This is a genomic window from Nocardiopsis sp. LDBS1602, from assembly GCF_035818715.1.
In the GTDB taxonomy this organism is placed as follows: Bacteria; Actinomycetota; Actinomycetes; order Streptosporangiales; family Streptosporangiaceae; genus Nocardiopsis; species Nocardiopsis alba.
Genome location: NZ_JAYLVW010000003.1, coordinates 456440 through 478093, shown reverse-complemented (window position 1 = coordinate 478093; position 21654 = coordinate 456440). Strand labels below are relative to the sequence as shown.

General features: G+C 70.3%; 22 protein-coding genes. 18 read left to right on the top strand and 4 right to left on the bottom strand.

Annotated features, from left to right (window positions below; translation table 11 throughout):
• The first annotated feature begins 120 nt into the window (after nt 1–120).
• The 4 genes from U9J66_RS14105 to U9J66_RS14090 all read left to right on the top strand — a co-directional run bounded on the left by U9J66_RS14105 (nt 121) and on the right by U9J66_RS14090 (nt 4702).
• On the top strand, nt 121–792 hold the full coding sequence (locus U9J66_RS14105; protein WP_014908950.1) for a helix-turn-helix domain-containing protein: 672 nt from the start codon (nt 121–123) through the stop codon (nt 790–792).
• Nucleotides 793–939: 147 nt separating this feature from the next.
• The gene (locus tag U9J66_RS14100; RefSeq protein WP_036567997.1) at nt 940–2043 is read left to right on the top strand and encodes a CdaR family transcriptional regulator; all 1104 of its coding nucleotides are present in this window, start codon (nt 940–942) and stop codon (nt 2041–2043) included.
• A 52-nt stretch (nt 2044–2095) separates the two neighbouring features.
• Entirely contained in the window at nt 2096–3328 is a 1233-nt protein-coding gene (locus U9J66_RS14095; RefSeq protein WP_017534486.1) for a glycerate kinase, read from the top strand.
• A gap of 12 nt (nt 3329–3340) precedes the next feature.
• Nucleotides 3341–4702 carry a GntP family permease gene (locus U9J66_RS14090; RefSeq protein WP_161111097.1) on the top strand — a complete coding sequence of 454 codons (1362 nt, stop codon included), beginning with the start codon at nt 3341–3343 and terminating at the stop codon, nt 4700–4702.
• 92 nt (nt 4703–4794) lie between these two features.
• Here U9J66_RS14090 and U9J66_RS14085 read toward each other — a convergent pair whose 3' ends face one another.
• Nucleotides 4795–5304, bottom strand: coding sequence for an SRPBCC family protein (locus U9J66_RS14085; protein WP_042282421.1), 510 nt, complete (start codon nt 5302–5304; stop codon nt 4795–4797).
• Nucleotides 5301–5606 (bottom strand): ArsR/SmtB family transcription factor, encoded by a 306-nt coding sequence (locus tag U9J66_RS14080; RefSeq protein ID WP_017534483.1) that lies wholly within the window; start codon nt 5604–5606, stop codon nt 5301–5303. The genes U9J66_RS14085 and U9J66_RS14080 overlap by 4 nt, the downstream gene beginning before the upstream one ends.
• Before the next feature lie 96 nt (nt 5607–5702).
• On the opposite strand from U9J66_RS14080, the gene U9J66_RS14075 reads away from it, so the two are divergent.
• From U9J66_RS14075 to U9J66_RS14065, 3 genes are all read left to right on the top strand, one after another.
• A complete protein-coding gene (locus tag U9J66_RS14075) occupies nt 5703–6170 on the top strand; it encodes a MarR family winged helix-turn-helix transcriptional regulator (protein WP_042282424.1) in 468 nt (155 codons plus the stop codon).
• A gap of 158 nt (nt 6171–6328) precedes the next feature.
• On the top strand, nt 6329–7549 hold the full coding sequence (locus U9J66_RS14070; protein WP_326337893.1) for an MFS transporter: 1221 nt from the start codon (nt 6329–6331) through the stop codon (nt 7547–7549).
• Between the two features lie 61 nt (nt 7550–7610).
• Nucleotides 7611–8123 carry a DinB family protein gene (locus tag U9J66_RS14065; RefSeq protein WP_161111095.1) on the top strand — a complete coding sequence of 171 codons (513 nt, stop codon included), beginning with the start codon at nt 7611–7613 and terminating at the stop codon, nt 8121–8123.
• A gap of 72 nt (nt 8124–8195) precedes the next feature.
• Here the strand turns inward: U9J66_RS14065 and U9J66_RS14060 are convergent, their stop codons facing one another.
• The gene (locus tag U9J66_RS14060; RefSeq protein WP_161111094.1) at nt 8196–9809 is read right to left on the bottom strand and encodes an MFS transporter; all 1614 of its coding nucleotides are present in this window, start codon (nt 9807–9809) and stop codon (nt 8196–8198) included.
• Between the two features lie 398 nt (nt 9810–10207).
• Between U9J66_RS14060 and U9J66_RS14055 the strand changes: the two genes are divergently transcribed.
• From U9J66_RS14055 to U9J66_RS14010, 10 genes are all read left to right on the top strand, one after another.
• Nucleotides 10208–11008, top strand: a complete 801-nt coding sequence (locus U9J66_RS14055) for an ABC transporter ATP-binding protein (protein WP_017534478.1) — start codon at nt 10208–10210, stop codon at nt 11006–11008.
• The gene (locus U9J66_RS14050) at nt 11005–11913 is read left to right on the top strand and encodes an ABC transporter permease (RefSeq protein WP_161111093.1); all 909 of its coding nucleotides are present in this window, start codon (nt 11005–11007) and stop codon (nt 11911–11913) included. Before U9J66_RS14055 ends, U9J66_RS14050 begins: the two co-directional genes overlap by 4 nt.
• 44 nt (nt 11914–11957) lie before the next feature.
• Nucleotides 11958–13055 (top strand): ABC transporter substrate-binding protein, encoded by a 1098-nt coding sequence (locus U9J66_RS14045; protein WP_161111092.1) that lies wholly within the window; start codon nt 11958–11960, stop codon nt 13053–13055.
• 127 nt (nt 13056–13182) lie between these two features.
• Entirely contained in the window at nt 13183–13437 is a 255-nt protein-coding gene (locus tag U9J66_RS14040; protein ID WP_014910634.1) for a DUF2795 domain-containing protein, read from the top strand.
• 108 nt (nt 13438–13545) lie between these two features.
• Complete coding sequence (locus U9J66_RS14035) at nt 13546–15264, top strand: serine/threonine protein kinase (protein ID WP_326337892.1); 1719 nt, start codon at nt 13546–13548, stop codon at nt 15262–15264.
• 158 nt (nt 15265–15422) lie between these two features.
• Entirely contained in the window at nt 15423–16415 is a 993-nt protein-coding gene (locus U9J66_RS14030; RefSeq protein WP_161111090.1) for a siderophore ABC transporter substrate-binding protein, read from the top strand.
• Nucleotides 16416–16494: 79 nt separating this feature from the next.
• Nucleotides 16495–17484 carry an ABC transporter permease gene (locus U9J66_RS14025; RefSeq protein ID WP_041561815.1) on the top strand — a complete coding sequence of 330 codons (990 nt, stop codon included), beginning with the start codon at nt 16495–16497 and terminating at the stop codon, nt 17482–17484.
• A gap of 22 nt (nt 17485–17506) precedes the next feature.
• Nucleotides 17507–18541 (top strand): iron chelate uptake ABC transporter family permease subunit, encoded by a 1035-nt coding sequence (locus U9J66_RS14020; RefSeq protein WP_014909579.1) that lies wholly within the window; start codon nt 17507–17509, stop codon nt 18539–18541.
• Nucleotides 18538–19293, top strand: a complete 756-nt coding sequence (locus tag U9J66_RS14015; protein WP_017534471.1) for an iron ABC transporter ATP-binding protein — start codon at nt 18538–18540, stop codon at nt 19291–19293. The genes U9J66_RS14020 and U9J66_RS14015 overlap by 4 nt, the downstream gene beginning before the upstream one ends.
• A 19-nt stretch (nt 19294–19312) precedes the next feature.
• On the top strand, nt 19313–20185 hold the full coding sequence (locus tag U9J66_RS14010) for an aminoglycoside phosphotransferase family protein (protein ID WP_326337891.1): 873 nt from the start codon (nt 19313–19315) through the stop codon (nt 20183–20185).
• A 16-nt stretch (nt 20186–20201) separates the two neighbouring features.
• Here U9J66_RS14010 and U9J66_RS14005 read toward each other — a convergent pair whose 3' ends face one another.
• Nucleotides 20202–21119 (bottom strand): alpha/beta fold hydrolase, encoded by a 918-nt coding sequence (locus U9J66_RS14005; RefSeq protein WP_017534469.1) that lies wholly within the window; start codon nt 21117–21119, stop codon nt 20202–20204.
• A gap of 332 nt (nt 21120–21451) precedes the next feature.
• Here U9J66_RS14005 and U9J66_RS14000 point away from each other — a divergent pair, with 332 nt between their 5' ends.
• Nucleotides 21452–21622, top strand: a complete 171-nt coding sequence (locus U9J66_RS14000; RefSeq protein ID WP_014911087.1) for a hypothetical protein — start codon at nt 21452–21454, stop codon at nt 21620–21622.
• Nucleotides 21623–21654 lie beyond the last annotated feature (32 nt).

Below are 21654 nucleotides of genomic sequence, written 5' to 3'. Positions count from 1 at the left end.
GGTCCTTCCGGTTCGTCAGGGGACCAGGGGGTGACGTCCCACACATTTGAAGCTATTACTTCACACCTACTGAAGCAATAGCTTCAAGCCGAAGAACGGGAATCTATACTGGGCGACACGATGGACGACGCCACGAGACCCCCTGACTCCCCGCCCTTCGACGGGAAGCGCTTCGGCCGGCGCATCCGGGAACTCCGCACGGAACGCGGCCTCTCCCTGAGCCGGCTCGCCGAACGCCTCGGCATCAGCGCCAGCGCCCTCTCCCAGATCGAACGTGGCAAGATGCGCCCCTCGGTGACCCGGCTGTACCAGATCATGACCGAGCTGGACGTACCGATGGCCTCGGTGTTCGGAGGGGAGGTCGGCGCTCCGCCCGATCCCGACGCCTACAGCACCCCGTTCGGCGAGTCACCCGGACCGCACTGGGACCCGCCGTCCTCCGGCACCGCCACCACCGGCGGCGTCGCGTTGAGCCGCCGGGACGACGCCGCGACCCTGGAACTCGACCACGGGGTGCGCTATCGACGGCTCACCCCGGCCTCGGTCCCGGGCATGAACTACTTCGAGTCGGTCTATCCGCCCGGCTCCTACTCCAGCCAGAACGCCGAGTTCGTCCGCCACGGCGGCCACGAGATCGGCAACGTGGTGAGCGGCGTCCTCACCGTGGACGTGGGGTTCGAGAGCTACCAGGTCCGCGCCGGCGACTCGATCATGTACCCCTCCACCACCCCGCACCGCATCTCCAACCAGGGCGACGAGGACGCCGTCGCCATCTGGCTCAACCTCGGCTGACCGACCGCGCCCGGCGTATGTGCACAACGCCGTCCCGTCCACCCCGGGCGGGACGGCCCGACCCCCGTGTCGGTGATCACCCTGTTCCTCCCGGATACGGGACCCATGAGACGCCCCTCCCGGCCTCTGTCCCCGTATCCTTGGGTTATGCCCGAAGACCGGCGGCGGGCGCCCTTGAGCAGCGAACTCGCCCAGCGGGTGGTCGACCTCATCGCACCCACGATCAGTTACAACATCAACGTGATGGACGAGCACGGGACGATCATCGCCTGTCTCGACCCCTCCCGGGTGGGCAGTCTGCACAGGGGGGCGCAGCGGGCCATCGCCGAACGCCGCAGCGTTCTGGTGACCGTCCCCGAACCCGGCACCTCCGACCGCCCCGGCGCCAACGAACCCCTCTTCATCGACGGTGAGCTGCGCGGGGTCGTCGGCGTCACCGGCAGCCCCCGCGAGGTCGCGCCGTTGGCGAGGGTGGTCGCCCTCACCGTCCAGCTGCTCATCGCCCAAGAGCACGCCCAGGACGCGGTGAGCAGACGGCACACCGAGGCCCGCGACCTGATCGCGGCGCTGAGCTCGGGCACCACCCGCCCGGAGGACGCCCGGGGCCGACTCACCTCCGCCGGCCTGAACCCGCCCTGGTCGCTGGCCCTGTGGGCGGCGGGCACCTCGCGCCCCGACGGCGGGGCCACCCCTCCCCCACTGGCCGAGAGCGCCGCCGCGCGGGTGAACGGCAAGGGCAACCGCAGGGCCGCCGTGCTGCACGGCGCGTTGTGGCTGATCGGCAGTGGTCGGGCACCCTCCCCGGACGCACTGCGTCTGCCGGCGGAGAGTCGGCACACCCAGGCCCCCATGACCGACGATGTCGAGGCCCTGATGTCCTACGCGGAGGAATCGCGGGCGCTCTGCCGCCGGGTGGGCCTGTTGCCCACCGTGCGATGCCCCGAACCCTGGTCACGGGAGATCGCGGTGGCCGTGGCGCACCTGCCACGCCGCACGCTCCATCGGATCGCCGCGCGGGTCTCGACGCTCACCGACGCCCAACGGCGGACCGTCGTCGCGATGGCCTCGACCCACTCGATGCGCGAGGCCGCCGACGCCGTGTTCGTGCACCGCAACACGCTGCTCCAGCGGGTGGAGCGGATTCGTGAGGCCACCGATCTGGACGTCCGGGAGCCGGCACACCTGACCACATTGCAGATGTGTCTCTACGCCGAGGCCGCTTTGGGCACTTCGCACATATTCACCGTGTGAACCTTTGGGAAGTCTGGGCGCACCGCCGTCGAAATGTCCCGAATCGGATTCTATGCTCTGCGTCATGTCCAAGGAGATGCGCGAACAAGACGAGACGACGGACGCCGTGCGCGTCGTGGCGATCCCCGACTCGTTCAAGGGCAGTGCGTCCGCGATCGAGGTCGCGGAGGCCATGGCCGACGGAGCCCGGGAGGCCTACGCCGACCGGGGCGTCGCCGTGTCCGTCCACACCCTGCCGTTCGCCGACGGAGGCGAAGGGACCCTCGACGCCCTACTGGGCGCCTGGGGCACCAAGGCCCTCACCGTCGACACCACCGACGCCCTCGGCCGACCCACCCGGGCCCGGTACGGGGTCTCGGCCGACGGTCGCACCGGCGTGGTCGAGGCCGCCGAGGCCAACGGCCTGCCCGGTGTCGCCGACGTTCCGCTCCAGGCACGCACGGCGAGCAGCCGAGGGGTGGGCCCCCTCGTCTCGGCCCTCCTCGACCAGGGCGTCGAGGAGATCCTGCTGTGCATCGGAGGCTCGGCCTCCACCGACGGCGGAACCGGCATGCTGAGCGCGCTCGGCGTGCGTTTCCTGGACTCCGAGGGCTCCGAACTCCCCGACGGGGGCGGAGAGCTCACGAACCTGGCCTCGCTGGACCTGTCCGGGCTCGACCAGAGGGCCCGCTCGGTCCGCTGGCGCATCGCCTGCGACGTCACCAACCCGCTGGTCGGGGAGCGCGGCGCCGCGGCGGTCTTCGGTCCGCAGAAGGGCGCCTCTCCGGAGGACGTCCGGGTGCTCGACGCCGGGCTGGCCCGTCTCGCCGACGTCCTGGCCGAAGCCACGGGACAGGACCTGCGCGAGGTCGAGGGCATGGGTGCGGCCGGAGGAATCCCCGTGACCATGTCCGCTCTCCTGGGCGCCGAACTCGTTCCGGGTTCGCGTATGGTCGCCGAGGTCCTCGACGCCGACCGGCTGCTGGGCGAGGCCGACCTCGTCCTCACCGGTGAGGGACGGTTCGACAGCCAGTCCCTCGGCGGCAAGGTGGTCGACGCGGTGCGTCGTCTCACCCCCGAGCACGTGCCCGTCGTGGTGATCGCGGGCAGTGTGTCGGTCACGGCGGAGGAACTCCGCCGCTCCGGGGTCACCGCGGCCTTCTCCATCGCCCGAGGTCCCCGGACTTTGGAGGAGATGCGGGAGGAGACCCTTCCCGAGATCACCTCGACGGCCTACCAGTGCTGTCGGCTTCTCACACACCCAGCGCTCCCGAGCACCGTGCAACCTGTGCCGGGCACCCACTAAGGAACCACGCCCGTGATCGACCTCCTCATCCTCCTCCTCTTGGTGGCGGGCATCGTGCTCGTCACCGCGCGGTGGAAGATCAGCCCCTTCCTCGCGCTGATGGGCGCCGCCATCATCGGCGCCTTCGCCTTCCGTCTCCCGGCGGACGAGATCGTCACCACCGTGACGACGTCCTTCGGGAACACCCTCGGCAACATCGGTCTGGTCATCCTCTTCGGAACCATGATCGGCGTGATCCTGGAGCGCTCCGGCGCCGCGATCGCGATGGCCGAGGCGTTGATCCGGGTGATCGGCACCCGCTTCCCGAACCTGACGATGTCCCTCATCGGTTACATCGTCTCCATCCCGGTGTTCTGTGACTCCGGGTACGTCATCCTCAACTCGCTGCGCAAGGCCATCACCGTGCGCACCGGCGTCTCCGCGCTGGCCACCTCGGTCGCCCTGATGACCGGTCTGTACGCCACGCACACGATGGTGCCGCCGACCCCGGGTCCGCTGGCCGCCGCCGAGAACCTCGGCATCACCGACAACCTCGGCCTCATCATCGCCGTGGGTCTGCCGGTCTCGGCCGTCGCCGCGCTCGCCGGTCTGGTCTACGCGACCTTCCTCTCGAAGAAGGAGTTCACGCCGCTCCCCGCCGAGAGCGAGAAGGACATCACCACGCAGTCCTACGAGGAGCTGCGCGAGAGCTACGGCAAGCTGCCCAACGCCTTCCTGGCGTTCTTCCCGATCCTGCTGCCGCTGGCCCTGATCTGCGCCGGCTCGATCGCGAAGCTGCCCTCCCACCCGATGGGCGAGGGCACCGTCTTCGACGTCGTGGCCTTCCTGGGCACCCCGGTGATCGCCCTGATCATCGGTCTGTTCGCCGCCATCCTGCTGCTGCGCGGCAACGGCAAGATGGCCCGCTTCAACGAGCAGATCCACGAGTCGATCCGCGTCTCCGCCCCGATCCTGCTGATCACCGGTGCCGGCGCGGCCTTCGGTGGCGTACTCGCCGCCTCCTCGATCACCGACTTCCTGTCGGAGAACCTCACCGGTCTGGGCCTCGGCCTGGCCGTGCCGTTCCTGATCGCGGCGGCTCTCAAGAGCGCGCAGGGTTCGTCCACCGTGGCGATCGTCAGCACCTCGGCCATGCTCTCCCCGATCCTCGGTTCGCTCGGCCTGGCCTCTCCGGAGGGCATGGTCCTGAGCGTCCTCGCGATCGGTGCGGGCGCGATGGTCGTCTCCCACGCGAACGACTCCTACTTCTGGGTCGTCTCCCAGCTCAGCCGCATCCCGGTGGCCACCGCGTACCGCACGCTCACGGTGGCGACCGCCATCGAGGGTCTGGCGGCGTTCGGCGCGATCATGGTCGCGAGCGTCTTCCTGTTGTAGGACGCACGACCGTGTGAGCGGGCCCGTCCGGTGAGGGCGGACGGATCGGAGCCCGGGTGGAGGAATCCACCCGGGCTCTTTCGCGTGCGCGGTCAGTCTCGGAGCTCGACGGCGTAGAGTCCGGCGATCTCCTCGACGGAGTCCCACACCGTGTCGGTGGGCTCTCCGTCGGCGGCCAGGGCCAGAGCGTCCAACATGACGTGCCAGCCGATCGCGAAGTCGACGGCGGGTTCGGGCACGAGCTCACGGTGCACGAGGGTGAGGCGGGTGCCGCCGGGGGCCTCCTCCAGCTGCCAGCGGACCACGGAGTCGGGCACGCCCTCCCAACTCCAGCCGTGGACCAGCAGTCCGCTCCGTCCCGGTGGCACGACCTCGGTGACCGTTCCGGTGGCCGTACCCTCGTCGCCGAAGTCGAATCGGGCCTCGCCGCCCACGCGCGCGTCGATGGCGCAGCCGGGGAGCCAGCGGTCCAACCGCTCCGGTTCGGTGATCCAGGCCCACACCCGCTCCGGAGGATGGCCGAGCAACCGCTCGAAGCGGATCCCGAACGCTCCGTCGTCGCCGATGCCGAGTGTGCCGCGAAGGTCGCGCGCGTCGCTCATGTCTCTCCCTCGTCCATCGCCCTCTCCAGGGCGTCCAGGGCCCGATTCCAGCGCCCTCGCTGTTCGTCGAGCCAGTCGCCCACCTCGTCCAGGGCGGGCCCGTTGATCGAATAGAGCCGTCGTCGTCCGAGATCGCGTACGACCAGCACCCCGGCGTCCACCAGCACCGCGAGGTGCTGCGAGACCGCCGGACGACTGATGGCGAAGTGCGCCGCGATCTCCCCGGCGGAGCGTTCTCCTTCGGACAGGATCTCGACCACGCGTCGGCGGTTCGGCTCTCCGATCGCCTCCAGAACATCCACGTTTTTATGTAAGCAGTGACTTACGCTTTTGGTCAACCCCCACCACGAAGGCCGCACCGGGGGGCCATCCGCGGGAACACGACCTAGCCTGGGGGTGTGGACGCAACCTCGAACGACGCGGGACAGAGCACCGACGACGGCATCCCCGGACTTCTGGTCCGCCTTCTCAACATCAGCCAACGCCTGGGGCGGTACGCCGCCCAGGAGACCGGCGAGCGCACCTCCCCCGCCACCTGGCGGGCGTTGAGCGTGCTCCAGGAGAAGGGACCCCTTCGACTGGGGGTCCTGGCCGAGCACTGTCGGGTACGCCAGCCCACGATGACCACGATCGTCGAGGCGCTCATCCGCGACGGCCACGTCCTGCGACGCCCGGACCCGGACGACGGCCGGGCCCATCTCCACGAGCTGACGGGGACGGGCGAGGCCGCCCTGGAGGACTGGCGCGACCGGGCCGGGCGAGCGCTGGAGCCGCTGTTCCACGACCTCACCGGGTCCGAGCGGGCCCTGTTGGCCGAGACCGTCGAGCTGTTGGACTCCCGACTGCGCGAGCGTACGGAGCGCTGACCCGGACCGTCGCCTCCCCTTGGTGCGCGGGATCACCCTCTCGCCCCCTGTCCGAACCCTCCCACGAGTCTTAACATAGGAAACCTATATAGATTTCCTATGTAAGAACGGGGACCTCCGACCGGACGGCCGATCTCCCCCTCGGACAGGAGGCAGCGATGGTGGCGGGCACGACCCGAGAGCACACGGAGGCGAAGGAGGCCGCCTCCACCTGGGTGAAGGAGGAGTCCTCGATCCTCCACCAGCCGCGGGCGGTGTGGGCCGTCGCCTTCGCCTGCGTGATCGCCTTCATGGGTATCGGACTGGTGGACCCGATCCTGCCCGCGATCTCAGCGAGCCTGGACGCCACCCAGACCGAGACCTCCCTGCTGTTCACCAGCTACCTCGTGGTCACCGGCCTCACCATGCTGTTCACCAGCTGGGTCTCCAGCCGCATCGGCGCCAAACGCACCCTGCTCCTGGGGCTCGGACTCATCGTGGTGTTCGCCGCCCTGGCCGGGCTGTCCACCAACGTCGAGCAGGTGATCGGCTTCCGCGCGGGCTGGGGCCTGGGCAACGCCCTGTTCATCTCCACCGCCTTGGCCACCATCGTCGGCGCCGCCTCCGGAGGCGCCTCCTCCGCGATCGTCCTCTACGAGGCCGCGCTCGGCCTGGGCATCGCCACCGGCCCCCTGCTGGGCGGGCTGCTCGGCGGCATCAGCTGGCGGGGCCCCTTCTTCGGCACCGCCGCGCTCATGGCGATCGGGTTCATCGCCGTCTCCGTCCTGCTGCGTTCCGGTGACGAACGCCCCACCCCGATGCCGATCTCCGCGCCCTTCAAGGCCCTGCGCGAACCCGGACTCCTCGTCCTGGCCTGCGCCGCGCTGTTCTACAACATCGGCTTCTTCGTCCTGCTCGCCTACACACCCTTCCCCCTGGGCCTGGACGAGATGGGACTGGGCCTGACCTTCTTCGGCTGGGGCCTGGGCCTGGCCGTCACCTCGGTCTTCCTCGCCCCGGCGCTGACCTCGCGGTGGCCGCGCACCCACATCCTGTGGACGACGCTGCTCCTGCTCGCCGTCGACCTCGTCGCCGCCGGACTGCTCATCTCCTCCACCCCGGGCCTGATCACCTGCATCGTGGTGGGCGGACTCCTGCTGGGCGTGCTCAACACCGTGCTCACCGAGAGCGTCATGGAGGCCACCGACCTGCCCAGGGCGGTCGCCTCGTCCTCCTACTCGGCCGTGCGCTTCCTCGGTGGAGCGGCCGCGCCGCCCGCCGCCTCGGCGATCGCCCAGGCGCTCTCCCCCGGGGCCCCGATGTACGCGGCCGCCGTTTCGGTGACCATCGCCGCGCTGATCGTCCTCGGCGGCCGGAGGATCCTGAACCGCTCCCACTGACGGCTCGCGGGCCCCGGAAAAGGAGTACCGTTCCCGGGGCCCGCCTGGCAGGATCCGGTGAATGTCCGATCCTCGCCGTGACCTCCTGCTCGACCAGTACGAACTGACCCGGGCCCTGTTCGAATACCACCTGGAGCGGCTGCTCCCCGACGATCACCTCTGGGAGCCCGCTCCCCTCTGCTGGACCGTCCACCTCGACGATCGAGGCCGCTGGGTGCCGGACTGGGCCGACGAGGAACCCGACCCCGTTCCGGTCCCGACCATCGCCTGGCTCACCTGGCACATCGGCTGGTGGTGGTCGACCACCCTCGACCACACCCTGGGTCGCCCCGTCCGCGAACGCACCGACGTCCACTGGCCCGGCGGGGAAGAGGCCGTGACCTGGATGCGCGAGCTCTGTGAGGAGTGGGCCGAGGCCCTGCGGGAGATCGACCTCGACGCACCGGCCGCCTTCCCCTGGCAGGGGGCGCCCGGTCGGACCAACGCGCACACCGCGGCCTGGGTCAACGCGGAGCTGATGAAGAACGCCGCCGAGATCGGCCAGCTCCGCATGGCGCGGGCCGCCTCCGCCTGAGACGCGTCGGGGCCGGAGCCGTCCGGTCGGCTCCGGCCCCGACCGCTCCCGCTCCGAGCGGGAGCGGAGGGTTCACCGGTTCAGGTGCGCGAGGTCGTGCTCCTCGTCCTCCGCCGCGCCGCTCTCCGAGGCGCGGTCCCCATCGGTCTCCTCCGTGGCGTCGAGACGGGTGTGGCGCAGCAGCCACAGGACCCCGAGGCCGGCCGGGACCAGGACGACCGCACCGAACACGTAGCCCGTCTGGACCGCCGTGGTGAAGGACGCGAAGGCCGTGTCCAACAGCCCCGAGGCCTCCTCCGCCGGGAGCCCCGCGGCCACGCCGACGGCACCCCCCACGCTCTCCCCGGCCGCTTCGAGGTCCTGGGGCGAGAGGTCCTCGACCCCCGGGCCGGTCAGCCCGCTCCGGTAGACCAGCGTCGACAGACTGCCCAGTACGGCCAGGCTCAGCGCGTACCCGAGACCGCTTCCGACGTCGGACATGGCCGCCGCCGACCCCGCCCTGCGCACCGGGGCGCTCACCACGATGAGGTTGGCGCCGAGGGTGAACAGCGGGCCCAGGGCCAGCGCCAGCACCGAGGCGGCCACGATCAGGGGGATCACCCCGGCACGCCCCACCATCAGACCCAGCGCGAGCGCCGACCCCGCTCCCAGGAGCAGTCCGCCGCCCATCGCGTAGGAGGGACGGATCCAGCGGACGAGCAGCGGCGCGACCATCCCACCGACGATCGAGGCGACCGCGGGGGCGATCATCAGCAGACCGGCGTGCCCGGGAGAGATCCCGAGCGTGGTCTGGAGGTACTGCACGAGCAGCATGTCGGCGGCCCCGATCCCCAGGAGCATGAGCAGCATGACGCCGAGGCTCGTCGAGAAGGCGGGGGTGGCGAACAGGCGCATGTCCATGAGCGGCTCGGGAAGGCGCAACTGTCTTCGGACGAACACCACCGCCAGGACCAGACCGACCGCCACCGAGGTCGTGTAGGGCCAGAGCGGACCGCCGCCGGAGGAGACGCTCTCGGCGATCTCCTGGAGTCCGTAGACGAGGGCGATGATCGCGGCCATGGACAGCAGGACGCTGGGGATGTCCACACCTCCCTCGATCTCCTCCTTCCGCGACGGCAGCAGCGGGGCGGAGAGCAGGAGGAGCGCCGCCACCGGAACGTTCAACAGGAAGACCGCACCCCACCAGAAGTGCTCCAGGACGAGCCCGCCGAGCGGAGGACCGAGGGCCATACCGGTGGAGAAGGAGCTCATGACGACCGCGACGGCCAGGGAGAACTGCCGCGCTTCGGCGAACATGACCCGGAGCAGGGCCATGACGCTGGGCATGATCGTCGCCGCGGCCACCCCCATGAGCGCCCGGGAGGCGATCAGCGCCTCGGGGGTCGGGGAGAAGGCCGCCGCCAGAGAGGCCAGACCGTAGAGGGCGATCCCCGTCATCAGCAGACGACGGCGCCCCACCTTGGAGCCGAGCCAGCCCATCGTGAGGGCCAGGCTCACGGCGAGGAACTCGCCCGCGTGCAGGAACCAGAGCATCTGGGTGCCGCTCGGGGAGAGGTCCGCGGTGATCGAGGGCAACGCCAGGAACAGGACCGTCATGTCGGTGGCGACCATGAGCAGCGGCAGCGTCATCACCGCCAGTGCCAGCCACTCCCGCCATGTGGCGCGTCGGGGGATCTCGGTACTCACGGGGGCCTCTTTCTCTCGGGGCGGAGCGTGAGACCGACCGTAGAACCTCGACCTCGCTTGAGTTCAAGCGGTCCCCTCCGCGCTGTGCCCCATCCCACACCCCCTCCGAGACGCTGGGAACACCCCTTCTCCGGCCGGACCAGCGGTAACGGGATCGACCCGGCCCCGACGGGGTACGAGTCCCTCCGGGAACACCCCCTCTGAACAGGGTGAACAAGCGCACAGCAGCGAGCAGGAAGAGACTTTCGTGCACTATCGTCACTTTGGTGGGGACCCGCAGGCGGGTGTCACGGGCCGGATCGACGGCCCCGGCCCGCCCGAGGACGAACACCTGGAGAGTGCACAGTGCGACACCACACCCGGGCCCGGCACGCCCGGCCGAGCCTCACGGACCCGCGGTGACCGCCGGGATCGAGGTGCGCGGCCTCACCAAACGCCACCCGGGCGCACGGCCCGACCGGCCCGCGCTCCAGGACATCGATCTGGAGATCCCCCACCGTCGCTTCGTGAGCCTCATCGGCCCCAGCGGTTGCGGCAAGTCCACGCTGCTGCGGATCCTCGCCGGTCTGGAGGGGCACGACACCGGGAGCGTCTCCCTGCTCGGTGAGAGTCCACGGCGGGCCAGTCGCCGCAAGGCCATCGGCCTGGTGTCGCAGACCCCCGCCCTGCTCCCCTGGCTCACCGTCCGCGCCAACGTCGCCCTTCCCGGCAAGGTCAACCGGCGTTCCGGCAAGGAGGTCGACCCGCCCGACGAACTGCTGCGCGCGGTCGGGCTCGAGGACGCCGCCGACCAGTACCCGCACCAGCTCTCCGGCGGCATGCTCCAGAGGGTCGCGGTCGCCCGGGCCTTCGCCCTGCGCCCGGACGTGCTCCTGATGGACGAGCCCTTCTCCGCCCTCGACGAGTTCACCCGCGAGGCGCTCCAGTACCAGCTCCTGGGCCTGTGGCAGCGCCGCGCGACCACGGTCGTGTTCGTGACGCACTCCGTGCGCGAGGCGGTCGTGCTCTCCGACGAGATCGTCGTGATGTCGGCCCGCCCCGGCCGTGTGCACGAGGTCCTCGACGTCGACCTGCCCCGGCCACGGGACAAGGACATCGTGAAGGGACCGCACATGCACGACCTGGAGGACCGGGTCCGCGCCTCGCTCCAGCGCGCATGGAAGGCCGGCGCGGCCCCCGACGACCTCGTCCCGCTGTGAGAGAGGAGGCGGGCATCGTCACCCGCACCACCGGACCGGACGAGGGCCGCGCCGTCGGCGTCACCACCTCCGGCCCGGCCGAGAACCGTCCGACGCCGGAGACGTCCCCTCCGGCCGTGTCCCGTGCCCGGCGCCGCTCGGTGTTCCACCCCTTCGTGTGGTCGCCGGCCGTCGTGGTCCTGCTCGTACTGGCCGTCGCCTGGTCGGCGGTGGCCGACGCGCACCCCTACCTGTTGCCCCGGCTCGGGGAGGTCGGGGCGGCCCTGACCGGCGACCCGGCGCTCTTTCTGACCAACGCCTGGGCCACCCTGGGCATCGCCCTGGTCGGGGTGGGCGTGGGCGCCGGCTCGGCCTTCCTCCTGGCTCTGCTGATGTCGGAGATCCCGGTGGTGCGACGCGCGGTGATGCCGTTCGCGGTGGTCCTGAACGTCACACCCGTCGTCGCCATCACCCCGGCCCTGGTCGTGGCCTTCGGTTTCGGCATGACCCCGAAGGTGGTGGTCACCGCGATCATCACGTTCTTCCCCGTGCTGATCAACGTCGCCACGGGTCTGCGTTCGGTGCCCGTGCCGGTTCTGCACGTCTTCAGGACCCTGCACGCCTCGCGCTGGGAGGTGCTGCTGCGCCTGCGCATCCCCAACAGCCTCCCCTACACCCTGGCCGCGCTCCGGGTCGTGCTCCCGTTGTCCCTGGTCGGAGCGGTGGTCGCCGAGTTCGTGGCGGCGGGCTCCTCCGGCGGGTTGGGCACGATGATCCGCAACTCCGCCTCCACCGCCCGACTGGACCACGTCTACGCCGGGGTCGCCTGTCTGGCCGCGATGGGCGTGCTGTTGCTCGCCCTGGTGACCCTGGCCGAACGGCGTCTGCTGTTCTGGCACGAGTCCCGCCGTTCCACCCGCGCCTGAACCAGGCCCTCCAGCGCTCCGCACCGAAGAGAGAGATCCTCCGCATGTCCGCTCACGACCGCCGCCGGTCCCGCCTTCTCGGCCCGGCCGCCGCGCTGGCCGCCACCGCCCTCCTCGCCACGGCCTGCGGCGGCGGGGACGACGACGCCCGAGACGTCGCCGTGATCATCGACCAGGAGCGGTGCGACACCAACCGCGAGGCGGGCCCGATCACCTTCGTGACCGGCTACCACTACCAGGCCTCGGTCACCCAGCTGGAGGTCGTGGCGGCGGAGGCCATGGGTCTCTTCGACTCCCTCTGCCTGGACGTGACGATCCAGCCGGGCAACGGCGACCTGATGGGCAACGCGCAGCTCGTGTCCGCCGGCACCGCCCACTTCACCGCCATGAGCAACGAGGCCGAGGTCCTCCAGGCCGACGCGCGCGACCACCGCATCGTCGGGCTGGCCACCTACGGGCACGTGCCCATCGCGACCCTCCTGACCGGGACCGACGTGAAGGACCTCACCGACCTGGAGGGCGGGACCCTGGGCCACCAGAGCCTGCTTCCCGCGCCCTTGGAGGCGATGCTGGTCGCCGCCGACGTCGACCTCGACTCGATCGAGCAGGTCGAGGCCGGCTATGACCCCGGGGTCCTGCCCCGAGGTCAGGTCCAGGCGCTCACCGGTTTCCGCTCCAACGAGCCCCACCGCCTCGACGCCATGGGCGAGGAGTACACCCAATGGCTGCCCGAGGACTTCGGTGTCGTGGGCTCCTTCGGGGTGATGGTCGCCTCCCCCGAGTGGACCGAGGAGCATCCCACCGCCACCGAGGACTTCCTCCGGGCCGTCGGCCGGGCCTTCGACCACTGTTCGGAGGAGGCCGAGGAGTGCGTCGGATACGCGGCCGACCTCGACCTGGCCGGTTACGATACCGAGCACAACCTCCAGGTGTGGGACACCGAACGCGACCTCGTGGCCTCCTCGACGCCCGAGGGCGAGCCGCGCGGCTTCGTCGACCTCGAACTGACCGAGCGGGAGGGGGAGACCCTTCTGGACAACGGAGAGCTCGACGAGATCCCCGACCTGGGGCCGCTCTTCGACACCCGCTACCTGGAGGCCGTCCACGATGGCGGCGACCCGATCTGGCCCGACGAAGGCTGATCCGAGGCCGTGACCTGCGGGGTTGAGGCCTTTCACGTCCGGGTAGTCCCCTCTGTGTCCGTGCGGGGCCGGCCGTGCTCCGCCCCGGCGGGTCACGGCCGGCCCCTTTCACGATCGAGGGGGCGACATGGGCGTCGAACGCGGTATCGAGGGGCTCCGACGGATCCTGGAGGGGGTGCGCTTCCCCGTGACCCGGGACACGCTGATCGACACGGCGTTGGAGGCCGGAGCCGACGAGGAGATCGTGAGCGCCCTGCGCGCGGCCCCCGCGGCCGAGTACAACGAGCCGAACGAGGTCCTGCGCGCGGTCCCGTTGCCGGATACCGAGCCGGGGGCGCACACCGAGTCGGCGCGGGCCCGGGAGCGGGATCGTCGCACCTGATCCGACGGGTCCGTCGGGGTGCCCCCGGGGCGGTCGCGTGTTCGGTATGTTGGCCCCGTCATGCCCCGCCCCGGGGCGGCCCCCGTCCCCGAGTCTCGAAGGTTCCCGGTGACACCCCCCTTGGAAGCCCTACAGCCCCACGATCCCGAGCGCCTCGGCGATCGTCGCCTCCTCGGGCGCCTCGGCTCCGGTGGGCAGGGCACCGTGTACCTGGCGGTCGAACCCTCGGGACGGAGGGTCGCGGTGAAGACCCTCTCTCCGGAGGGGATGACCGATCCCGGGACGCGAAGACGATTCGAGCGGGAGGCCGAGGCCGCCGCCCGGGTGGCCTCCTTCTGTACCGCGGCGGTGATCGACGCCGACTTCACCTCCCCACCGGCCCACATCGTCAGTGAGTACGTGGAGGGCCCCACTCTGCGCAGGACGGTCCTCGACGAGGGTCCTCTGCGCGGTGGGGACCTGACCCGTCTGGCGGTATCGGTGGCGACCGCGTTGGTGGCCGTGCACGAGGCCGGCATCGTGCACCGCGACCTCAAACCCGGCAACATCCTGATGGCCCGGGGCGGACCTCGGGTGATCGACTTCGGGATCGCGCAGATCATCGAGGGTTCGGGCACCCTCACCCAGTCCACGATCGGCACCCCGGGGTACATGTCGCCGGAACAGATCGCCGACGGCCGGGTCACGGCCGCCACGGACGTATTCGCCTGGGGTTCGGTGATGGTGTTCGCCGCGACCGGGAAGGCGCCCTTCGAGGCGGCCACGGTGCCGGGGGTCCTGCACAAGGTGCTCAAGGTGGACCCGGACCTGGGCGGGCTGGCCGAGCCGCTGCGCTCACTGGTCGCCGCGGCCCTGGCCAAGGATCCCGAGCGGCGGCCGTCCTCCCTGGACGTCCTGCACAGTCTGTTGGGGCGAGGGCCCGTGTCCACGCCCACCCCGGTCGAGGAGCCGGCCCCCGACCTCGACACGCCCGCCCACGCCGTTCGGCCGAGCGCCTCCGCCGAGTCGCCCGAGACCGCCGCGCTCCCCCCGCCCTCGGGCCCACCGGTCGTGGAGGCGACACCCCCCATCACCGAGACCGCGCCCGCCGTGCCGGCATCGGCCGAAGCACGACCCCCCGCCGTTCCTTCCGAGGGCCCCGCGCCACGGGTATCCGGTCCATCGCCCGGGGTCTCCCTCTCCCCTGAATCCCCTCCCTCCCAGGAGACGCACAAGCCCCGTAGCGACGCTTCGGGCGTACCGCTCCCCCCGGACGACGAAGGCTCGCCCCCCGAATCCGACGGTGGCGACGGGGCACCGCCGAGAGAGCGCCCCTCGGTCTCCGTACCCGCCGGACCGCGGCGTCCGGGCCGCAAGGGTCCGCTCATCGGGGGTACCGCTCTGGCCTTGGCCCTGGTCGCGGCCCCGGTGGTCCTGAGCCTGCGCTCCCTCGGGGGTGAGGACGTCTTCGCCCCCTCCCCCACCTCTCTGGAGTTCGGCTCCGAGGTCGACGGGACCTGGGCGGGGGTGAACGGCTCGGGGCAGCGCGTCGTCGTCGAGATCGCCGAGGGCGCGGCTTCGGCGACGCTCTCGGTGCCGGAGCGCGAACAACAGGGCTGTTCCGGCACCGTCTCCCTGGAGAACTACACCGACCGCGGCTACGAGTCGGGCCTGGACGGCATCGAACCCGGAGCGTGCTTCGACGACGCGCGGTGGTCCATGGCCTCGCTCAACGCGGCGGAGGTCTACTCGACCGGGGAGGGCACCGTACGGATCGACCTGTACACGCTCTCCGACATCTCCGGTTCCGAGCCGACCGAAACGCTCACCCTGCACCCGGACGAGTGACGCCACCGCCCGATCGGAACTTCACAGCGACCTTCCCGACCCGCTCACCTCGGCCTTCGCCATTGAGAAGAACCTCTCAAAGGGGACCCCCGTCTCCTTTTCGTGACAATGGTTAGGTTAGGCTCTCCTTCGTTCACACACGTGGAGGAGAAATCGCCATGAAGTCCCCCGGGCATCCCATTACCGCGCTCTCACTGACCCTGGCGTCCGCCCTCCTGCTCGCCGGCTGCTCCGCCGGCGCTCAGGACTCCGAGGACTCCGTGGCCGCCGAAGGCGAGACCATCGAGGTCGAGGACAACAACGGCGCCCAGCAGGTGGCCACGCCGCCCACCTCGGTCGTCGCCCTCGACAACCGCACCTTCGAGACCCTCTCGGACTGGGGCGTCGAGCTGTCCGCCGCCGCCGTGTCGCTCATGCCCGACACCATCGACTACATCGAGGACGACTCGATCCTCGACGTCGGCACGCACAACGAGCCCGACCTGGAGACGATCGTCGCCGCCGAGCCGGACCTCGTCGTCAACGGCCAGCGCTTCGCCCAGTACCACGACGACATCGCCTCCCTCGTGCCCGACGCGACGATCCTGGAGCTCGACCCGCGCGAGGACGAGCCCTTCGACGCCGAGCTCAAGCGCCAGATCACCGTGCTGGGCGAGGTCTTCGACAAGCAGGACGAGGCCGAACAGGTCATCGCCGACTTCGACGCCGCCGTCGAGCGGGTCGAGGCCGCCTACGACGAGGACCAGACCGTCATGGCCGTCACCACCTCCGGTGGCGAGATCGGCTACCTGGCCCCCGGCGTCGGTCGTACCCTCGGCCCGGCGTTCGACATCTTCGACCTCACCCCGGCTCTCGAGGTCGACGGCGCCAGCGACGACCACCAGGGCGATGACATCTCCGTCGAGGCGATCGCCGACTCCGACCCCGACTGGATCCTCGTGATGGACCGCGACGCCGCCGTCGCCGCCGACGAGGACGGCTACGAGACCGCCGAGAACATCCTCTCGGCCTCCGAGGCGCTCTCCGGCGTGTCCGCGGTGAAGGACGAGCAGATCGTCTACATGCCCGTCGACACCTACACCAACGAGGGCATCCAGACCTACACCGAGTTCTTCAACGCGTTCGCCGACGCGCTGGAGGCCCGGGGTTGATCCGGTCCGACCGAAGGGAACGCGCCGGCGGTGCCACCGTCACCGCCGGCGCGTACCGATGTGAGAGGTGCCCCCGGCGATGACGACCGTGACCTCGCCCCCGTCGCGTCCACGGAACAAGGGCCGCCTGTTCGACTGGAAGCTGCCGGTCGGCATCGCGGTCGTGGGCGCGCTGCTCGTACTGTCGCTGTTCACCGGCGTGTACGACGTCTTCGGCGCCGAGGACGGCGGCGAGATGTTCGCCATCACCCGTATCCCCCGCACGATCGCGCTCGTCCTGGCCGGCGCCGCCATGGCCATGTCCGGCCTGGTCATGCAGCTGCTGACGCAGAACCGCTTCGTCGAACCGACGACCACCGGCACCACCGAGTGGGCCGGGCTCGGGCTGCTCACGGTCATGATCCTGGTGCCGGGCGCGAGCATCACCACACGCATGTTCGGCGCGGTCCTGGCCGCGTTCATCGGCACGATGGTGTTCTTCCTCTTCCTGCGCCGCGTCACCCTGCGCTCCTCGTTGATCGTCCCGATCGTGGGCATCATGCTGGGCGCGGTGGTCAGCGCGGTGTCGACCTTCATCGCGCTCCAGACCGACATGTTGCAGAACCTGGGCGTATGGTTCGCCGGCAGCTTCACCTCGGTCCTGCGCGGCCAGTACGAACTGCTGTGGATCGTGGCCCTCGTGGCGGTCGCCGTGTTCGTCATCGCGGACCGGTTCACGGTCGCCGGCCTGGGTCAGGAGATCTCGACCAACGTCGGTCTGAACTACAACCGGATCATCCTGCTGGGCACCACGCTCATCGCGATCGCCACCGGTGTGGTGACCGTGGTCGTGGGCAATCTGCCCTTCCTCGGGCTCATCGTCCCCAACGTCGTGTCGATGCTGCGCGGCGACGACCTGCGCAGCAATCTCCCCTGGGTGTGCCTGCTGGGGATCGGGATCGTCACCGTGTGCGACCTGATCGGCCGGACCATCATCATGCCCTTCGAGGTCCCCGTCTCCCTCATCCTCGGGGTCGTCGGGGCCGCCGTCTTCGTCCTTCTCCTGTTGAGGCAGCGTCGCCGTGGCTGAGATGACCGCTTCCCGCTCTCGCGTGACCGAGCCGCCCGCCGCGGCGCCGTCCCCCGCTCGAACCTCCCGCACCCTGTCCACCGGGCGTGCCCGCCGCCGCTACTGGACCATCGTCACGGTCCTCTCGATCCTCGCGGTCGGCTTCGCCTTCGGGCTGCTCGCCTGGAACAACCCGATGCCCGTCGGGTCGGACGGCTTCTGGCGCATCGCCGAGATGCGCTCCACCAACCTGGTGGTCATGATCGTGGTCGCGATCTGCCAGGCCGTGGCCACGGTGAGCTTCCAGACCGTCACCAACAACCGCATCATCACCCCCTCGATCATGGGGTTCGAGGCCCTCTACATCGCGATCCAGACCACCGCCGTGTACTTCCTCGGCGTCGCCGGGATCATCGCGATCCAGGGGGTCTCGCAGTTCCTGCTCCAGATCGCGCTCATGGTCGGCCTCTCGATGCTGCTGTACGGCTGGCTGCTGTCCGGCAGGTACGGCAACCTCCAGGTCATGCTGCTGATCGGCATCGTCATCGGTGGCGGCCTGGCCTCGGTCTCCACCTTCATGCAGCGGCTGCTCACCCCGAGCGAGTTCGACGTGCTCGCCGCCCGCCTGTTCGGCAACATCGCCAACGCCGACGCCTCCTACCTGCCGATCGCCGTCCCGCTGTGTCTGGGCGCGACCGCCGTGCTGCTGTGGAGTTCGCGACGGCTGAACATCGTCGCGCTCGGTCGTGACGCCAGTGTGGGTCTGGGGCTGAACCACCGCCGCGAGACCATGCGCGTGCTGTTCCTGGTGTCGATCCTGATGGCGGTCTCGACCGCCCTCATCGGCCCGATGACCTTCCTCGGGTTCCTCGTGGCCACCCTCGCCTACCAGTTCGCCGATACCCACGACCACCGGTACGTGTTCCCGGTGGCGGTGCTGACCTGCTTCGTCGTGCTCAGCGGCGCGTACTTCGTCATGCGGAACATCTTCTACGCGAACGGCGTGGTCTCGATCATCATCGAGCTCGTCGGCGGTCTGGTGTTCCTGTTCGTCATTCTCAGAAAGGGCCGGCTGTGATCACGCTGAAGGGTGTGCGCAAGGACTACGGCGGCGAGGTCACGATCGGCCCCGTGGACCTGGAACTCCCCAAGGGCGGCCTGACCGCGCTCGTGGGCCCCAACGGTGCGGGCAAGTCGACCCTGCTGACCATGATGGGCCGGCTGCTCGGTCTCGACGAGGGCACCATCGAGATCGCCGGGTACGACGTGGTCGAGACCGCGTCCAAGGATCTGGCCAAGATCGTGTCGATCCTGCGGCAGGAGAACCACTTCGTCACCCGCCTGACCGTGCGCCAGCTGGTCGCCTTCGGCCGCTTCCCCTACTCCAAGGGGCGCCTGACCGTGGCCGACGAGGAGATCATCAGCCGGGCGATCGACTTCCTGGACCTCACCGACCTGGAGCACCGCTATCTCGACCAGCTCTCGGGCGGCCAGCGCCAGCGCGCCTACGTGGCGATGGTGCTCTCCCAGGACACCGAGTACGTCCTGCTCGACGAGCCGCTCAACAACCTCGACATGCGCCACTCGGTGCAGATGATGAAGCACCTGCGCCGCGCGGCCGAGGAGCTGGACCGCACGATCGTGATCGTGCTGCACGACATCAACTTCGCGGGGCACTACGCCGACCGGATCTGCGCGGTCAAGGACGGTTCCGTCGTCGAGTACGGGACCCCGGAGCGGATCATGACCGACGAGGTTCTGACCCGGGTGTTCGAGACCCCGGTGACCGTCGTGGACGGCCCCAACGGCCCCCTCGCGGTCTACTACTGAGCCCGGTGACACTGGAACCATGCGCACCCCCGAAGCGGAGGTCGACGTCACCCCCGCGCTCGTCCGTTCCCTCCTCCACGACCAGCACCCCGACCTGGCCGACCTGCCGATCGAGGCCGTCGCCCACGGTTGGGACAACGTCCTGCTGAGGCTGGGCGAACGGTTGTGCGTGCGCATGCCCAGGCGCGAGGCCGGCGCCCGGCTCATCGTGAACGAGCAGCGATGGCTTCCCGAGGTCGCCGCGCGGGTGGGCGCGCCCGTTCCGGTCCCGCTGCGCACGGGCTCACCCGGTCGGGGCTACCCCTGGTCCTGGTCGGTCGCCCCATGGTTCGAGGGACGTACGGCGGCGGAGGCCCCGGTCGGCGAACGCGGCGCCTTGGTCGAACCCCTCGCGCTCTTCCTGGAGCGGTTGCACGTGCCCGCGCCGGAGGAGGCGCCGAGGAACCCGGTCCGAGGCGTCCCCCTGCGCGATCGCCACGCACGGATCGTCGAACGTCTCACCGGGTCCTCCCACCCTCGAGCGGTCGAGCTCCTCGACCTGTGGAACTCGCTGGTCGACACCCCGGCCTGGAAGGGGCCCGCCCTGTGGCTGCACGGCGACCTCCACCCGGCCAACGTCCTGGTCGACGACACGGGACTCGCGGCCGTACTGGACTTCGGCGACCTCACCTCGGGAGACCCCGCCACCGACCTGGCGACCGCGTGGACGACCTTCGGCCCCGAGGACCACGCACGGCTGCGCGACCGGATCACCGGAGTGGACGACCACACCTGGTCCCGGGCCCGTGCCTGGGCGGTCGTCTACGCCTCGGTGCTCATCACCACCACCGACGACCACCCTCTCCTGGCCGCCATCGGCGAGCACACCGTCGTTCGCCTCCTGGACCGCTGAGGCGCGCGGAGTCCCCTCAGGGGGCGGTGGCCTCGTCCTGAGCGATCCCGTCCCCTCGACCGTCGGCGTGGGTGACCAGCTCCCGGACCTCCTCCGGGAACTCGTAGGGGGCCAGATGGCCCGCGCCCGGCAGGACGCACAGCTCGGTGTCGAGGAACCTGCGGGCCGGAGCGTGCAGCCGGGACGGCGGGAAGAACGTGTCGTCCTCACCGGTGACCACGGCGACGTTGTGGCCCTGCCAGGCCAACAGCGCCTCGGTGGACAGCGGCCCCGGCGCCAGGCTGGTACGGCACTCACGGCCCACCATCGTCATCCACCCCGCGAACGGATGGACGGGGTGACGGAAGTCCGGTCCGCTCATGAGGTTCAGCAGCCTGCTGCTCTTGTCGTCGCGGGGGCCGACCATCCACGGAAGGGCGACGCGCATCAGTTCGGGCGAGGTCGCGGCGTGCGTCAGCCCCGCCGGGCCGACCAGGACCAGCCCCTTGACCAGCGCGGACGGAGTCCCGGCCAGGGCCACGGCCGCGCCGAGGGAATGACCGAGCACGATCGCGGGGCGGTCCACCAGCGTGGGCAGCACCTCGTCGAACCAGGCGCCGTAGGCTCGGGCCCGGTGGCCCTTGGGGCGGACCCCACAGCTCAGCCCAGGCTGGCCGGGCAGGTCGACCAGGACGACGTCGCGTTCCTCGCTCATGTCCGAGGCGGGGGAGGCGCTGAGCGCGCTGTTGAAGTTGGTGCCACTGAGCACCACCACCGGCGCGCCGCGACCACCATCGAAACGGAAGGCCCGCGTGGGGCCGAGCGAGGTGGGGATCTCGGGGAGGGAGCGCAGATCGGGGTACTCCGAGAGCCGGTCCTCGCACCAGCCTCGGATTCTTCTCTCCGCCGACTCCGAGCGGTAGACGCGCGCGCCGTGAACGGTGGTCTCCGACATGGGCACCTTGGTTTCGGGTAGGGGACAACGCCTTCGCCGACCAGTCTTCCCGGCACACCTGAACAGGACCATATGCCCTCGAAGCTCCGGTGTACCCAGGTTGAGGCCATCCGATGCCGAGTCGTGGGCGAAGGGTTATTTTACCTGTTCAGGGGTTATATTGAAGGGAACGCCCACGCGTTGACGAGGGATTTTCCCAAAGAGAAACCATCTCGAACTGGACATACTCCCTCGTATCAACGAACATGGGCGCGGCGTCACTCGCCGCTCAAGGTGTGCCGGGAAGACTGGTCGGCGTCCTGACCGACCCATGTCACCGGAGCGACCAACGCATGACGCCCGACCTCTCCGCGCCCCGCCGCGCCCTGCGGCGAAGCCGCTTCTCAGAGCCGTCCGTCCTCCCGGACCAGCACGGCCTTCCCCTCGGCACCAACGGATACGTGACGTCCTGGGGCACCAACGCCCACGGCGAGCTCAGTGCCTGCCCGCCGGGGTCCGTCTGACGTCCAGACCCCCCGAGAACCACCTTCCGCTC

What these genes read in the sequence shown, in the direction of transcription:
- U9J66_RS14100 (WP_036567997.1), top strand. Translation starts at nt 940, where the DNA reads ATGCCCGAAGACCGGCGGCGGGCGCCCTTGAGCAGCGAACTCGCCCAG.
- U9J66_RS14065 (WP_161111095.1), top strand. Translation starts at nt 7,611, where the DNA reads ATGTCCGATCCTCGCCGTGACCTCCTGCTCGACCAGTACGAACTGACC.
- U9J66_RS14040 (WP_014910634.1), top strand. Translation starts at nt 13,183, where the DNA reads ATGGGCGTCGAACGCGGTATCGAGGGGCTCCGACGGATCCTGGAGGGG.
- U9J66_RS14070 (WP_326337893.1), top strand. Translation starts at nt 6,329, where the DNA reads ATGGTGGCGGGCACGACCCGAGAGCACACGGAGGCGAAGGAGGCCGCC.
- U9J66_RS14045 (WP_161111092.1), top strand. Translation starts at nt 11,958, where the DNA reads ATGTCCGCTCACGACCGCCGCCGGTCCCGCCTTCTCGGCCCGGCCGCC.
- U9J66_RS14030 (WP_161111090.1), top strand. Translation starts at nt 15,423, where the DNA reads ATGAAGTCCCCCGGGCATCCCATTACCGCGCTCTCACTGACCCTGGCG.
- U9J66_RS14010 (WP_326337891.1), top strand. Translation starts at nt 19,313, where the DNA reads ATGCGCACCCCCGAAGCGGAGGTCGACGTCACCCCCGCGCTCGTCCGT.
- U9J66_RS14095 (WP_017534486.1), top strand. Translation starts at nt 2,096, where the DNA reads ATGCTCTGCGTCATGTCCAAGGAGATGCGCGAACAAGACGAGACGACG.
- U9J66_RS14000 (WP_014911087.1), top strand. Translation starts at nt 21,452, where the DNA reads ATGACGCCCGACCTCTCCGCGCCCCGCCGCGCCCTGCGGCGAAGCCGC.
- U9J66_RS14105 (WP_014908950.1), top strand. Translation starts at nt 121, where the DNA reads ATGGACGACGCCACGAGACCCCCTGACTCCCCGCCCTTCGACGGGAAG.
- U9J66_RS14025 (WP_041561815.1), top strand. Translation starts at nt 16,495, where the DNA reads ATGACGACCGTGACCTCGCCCCCGTCGCGTCCACGGAACAAGGGCCGC.
- U9J66_RS14085 (WP_042282421.1), bottom strand. Translation starts at nt 5,304, where the DNA reads ATGAGCGACGCGCGCGACCTTCGCGGCACACTCGGCATCGGCGACGAC.
- U9J66_RS14005 (WP_017534469.1), bottom strand. Translation starts at nt 21,119, where the DNA reads ATGTCGGAGACCACCGTTCACGGCGCGCGCGTCTACCGCTCGGAGTCG.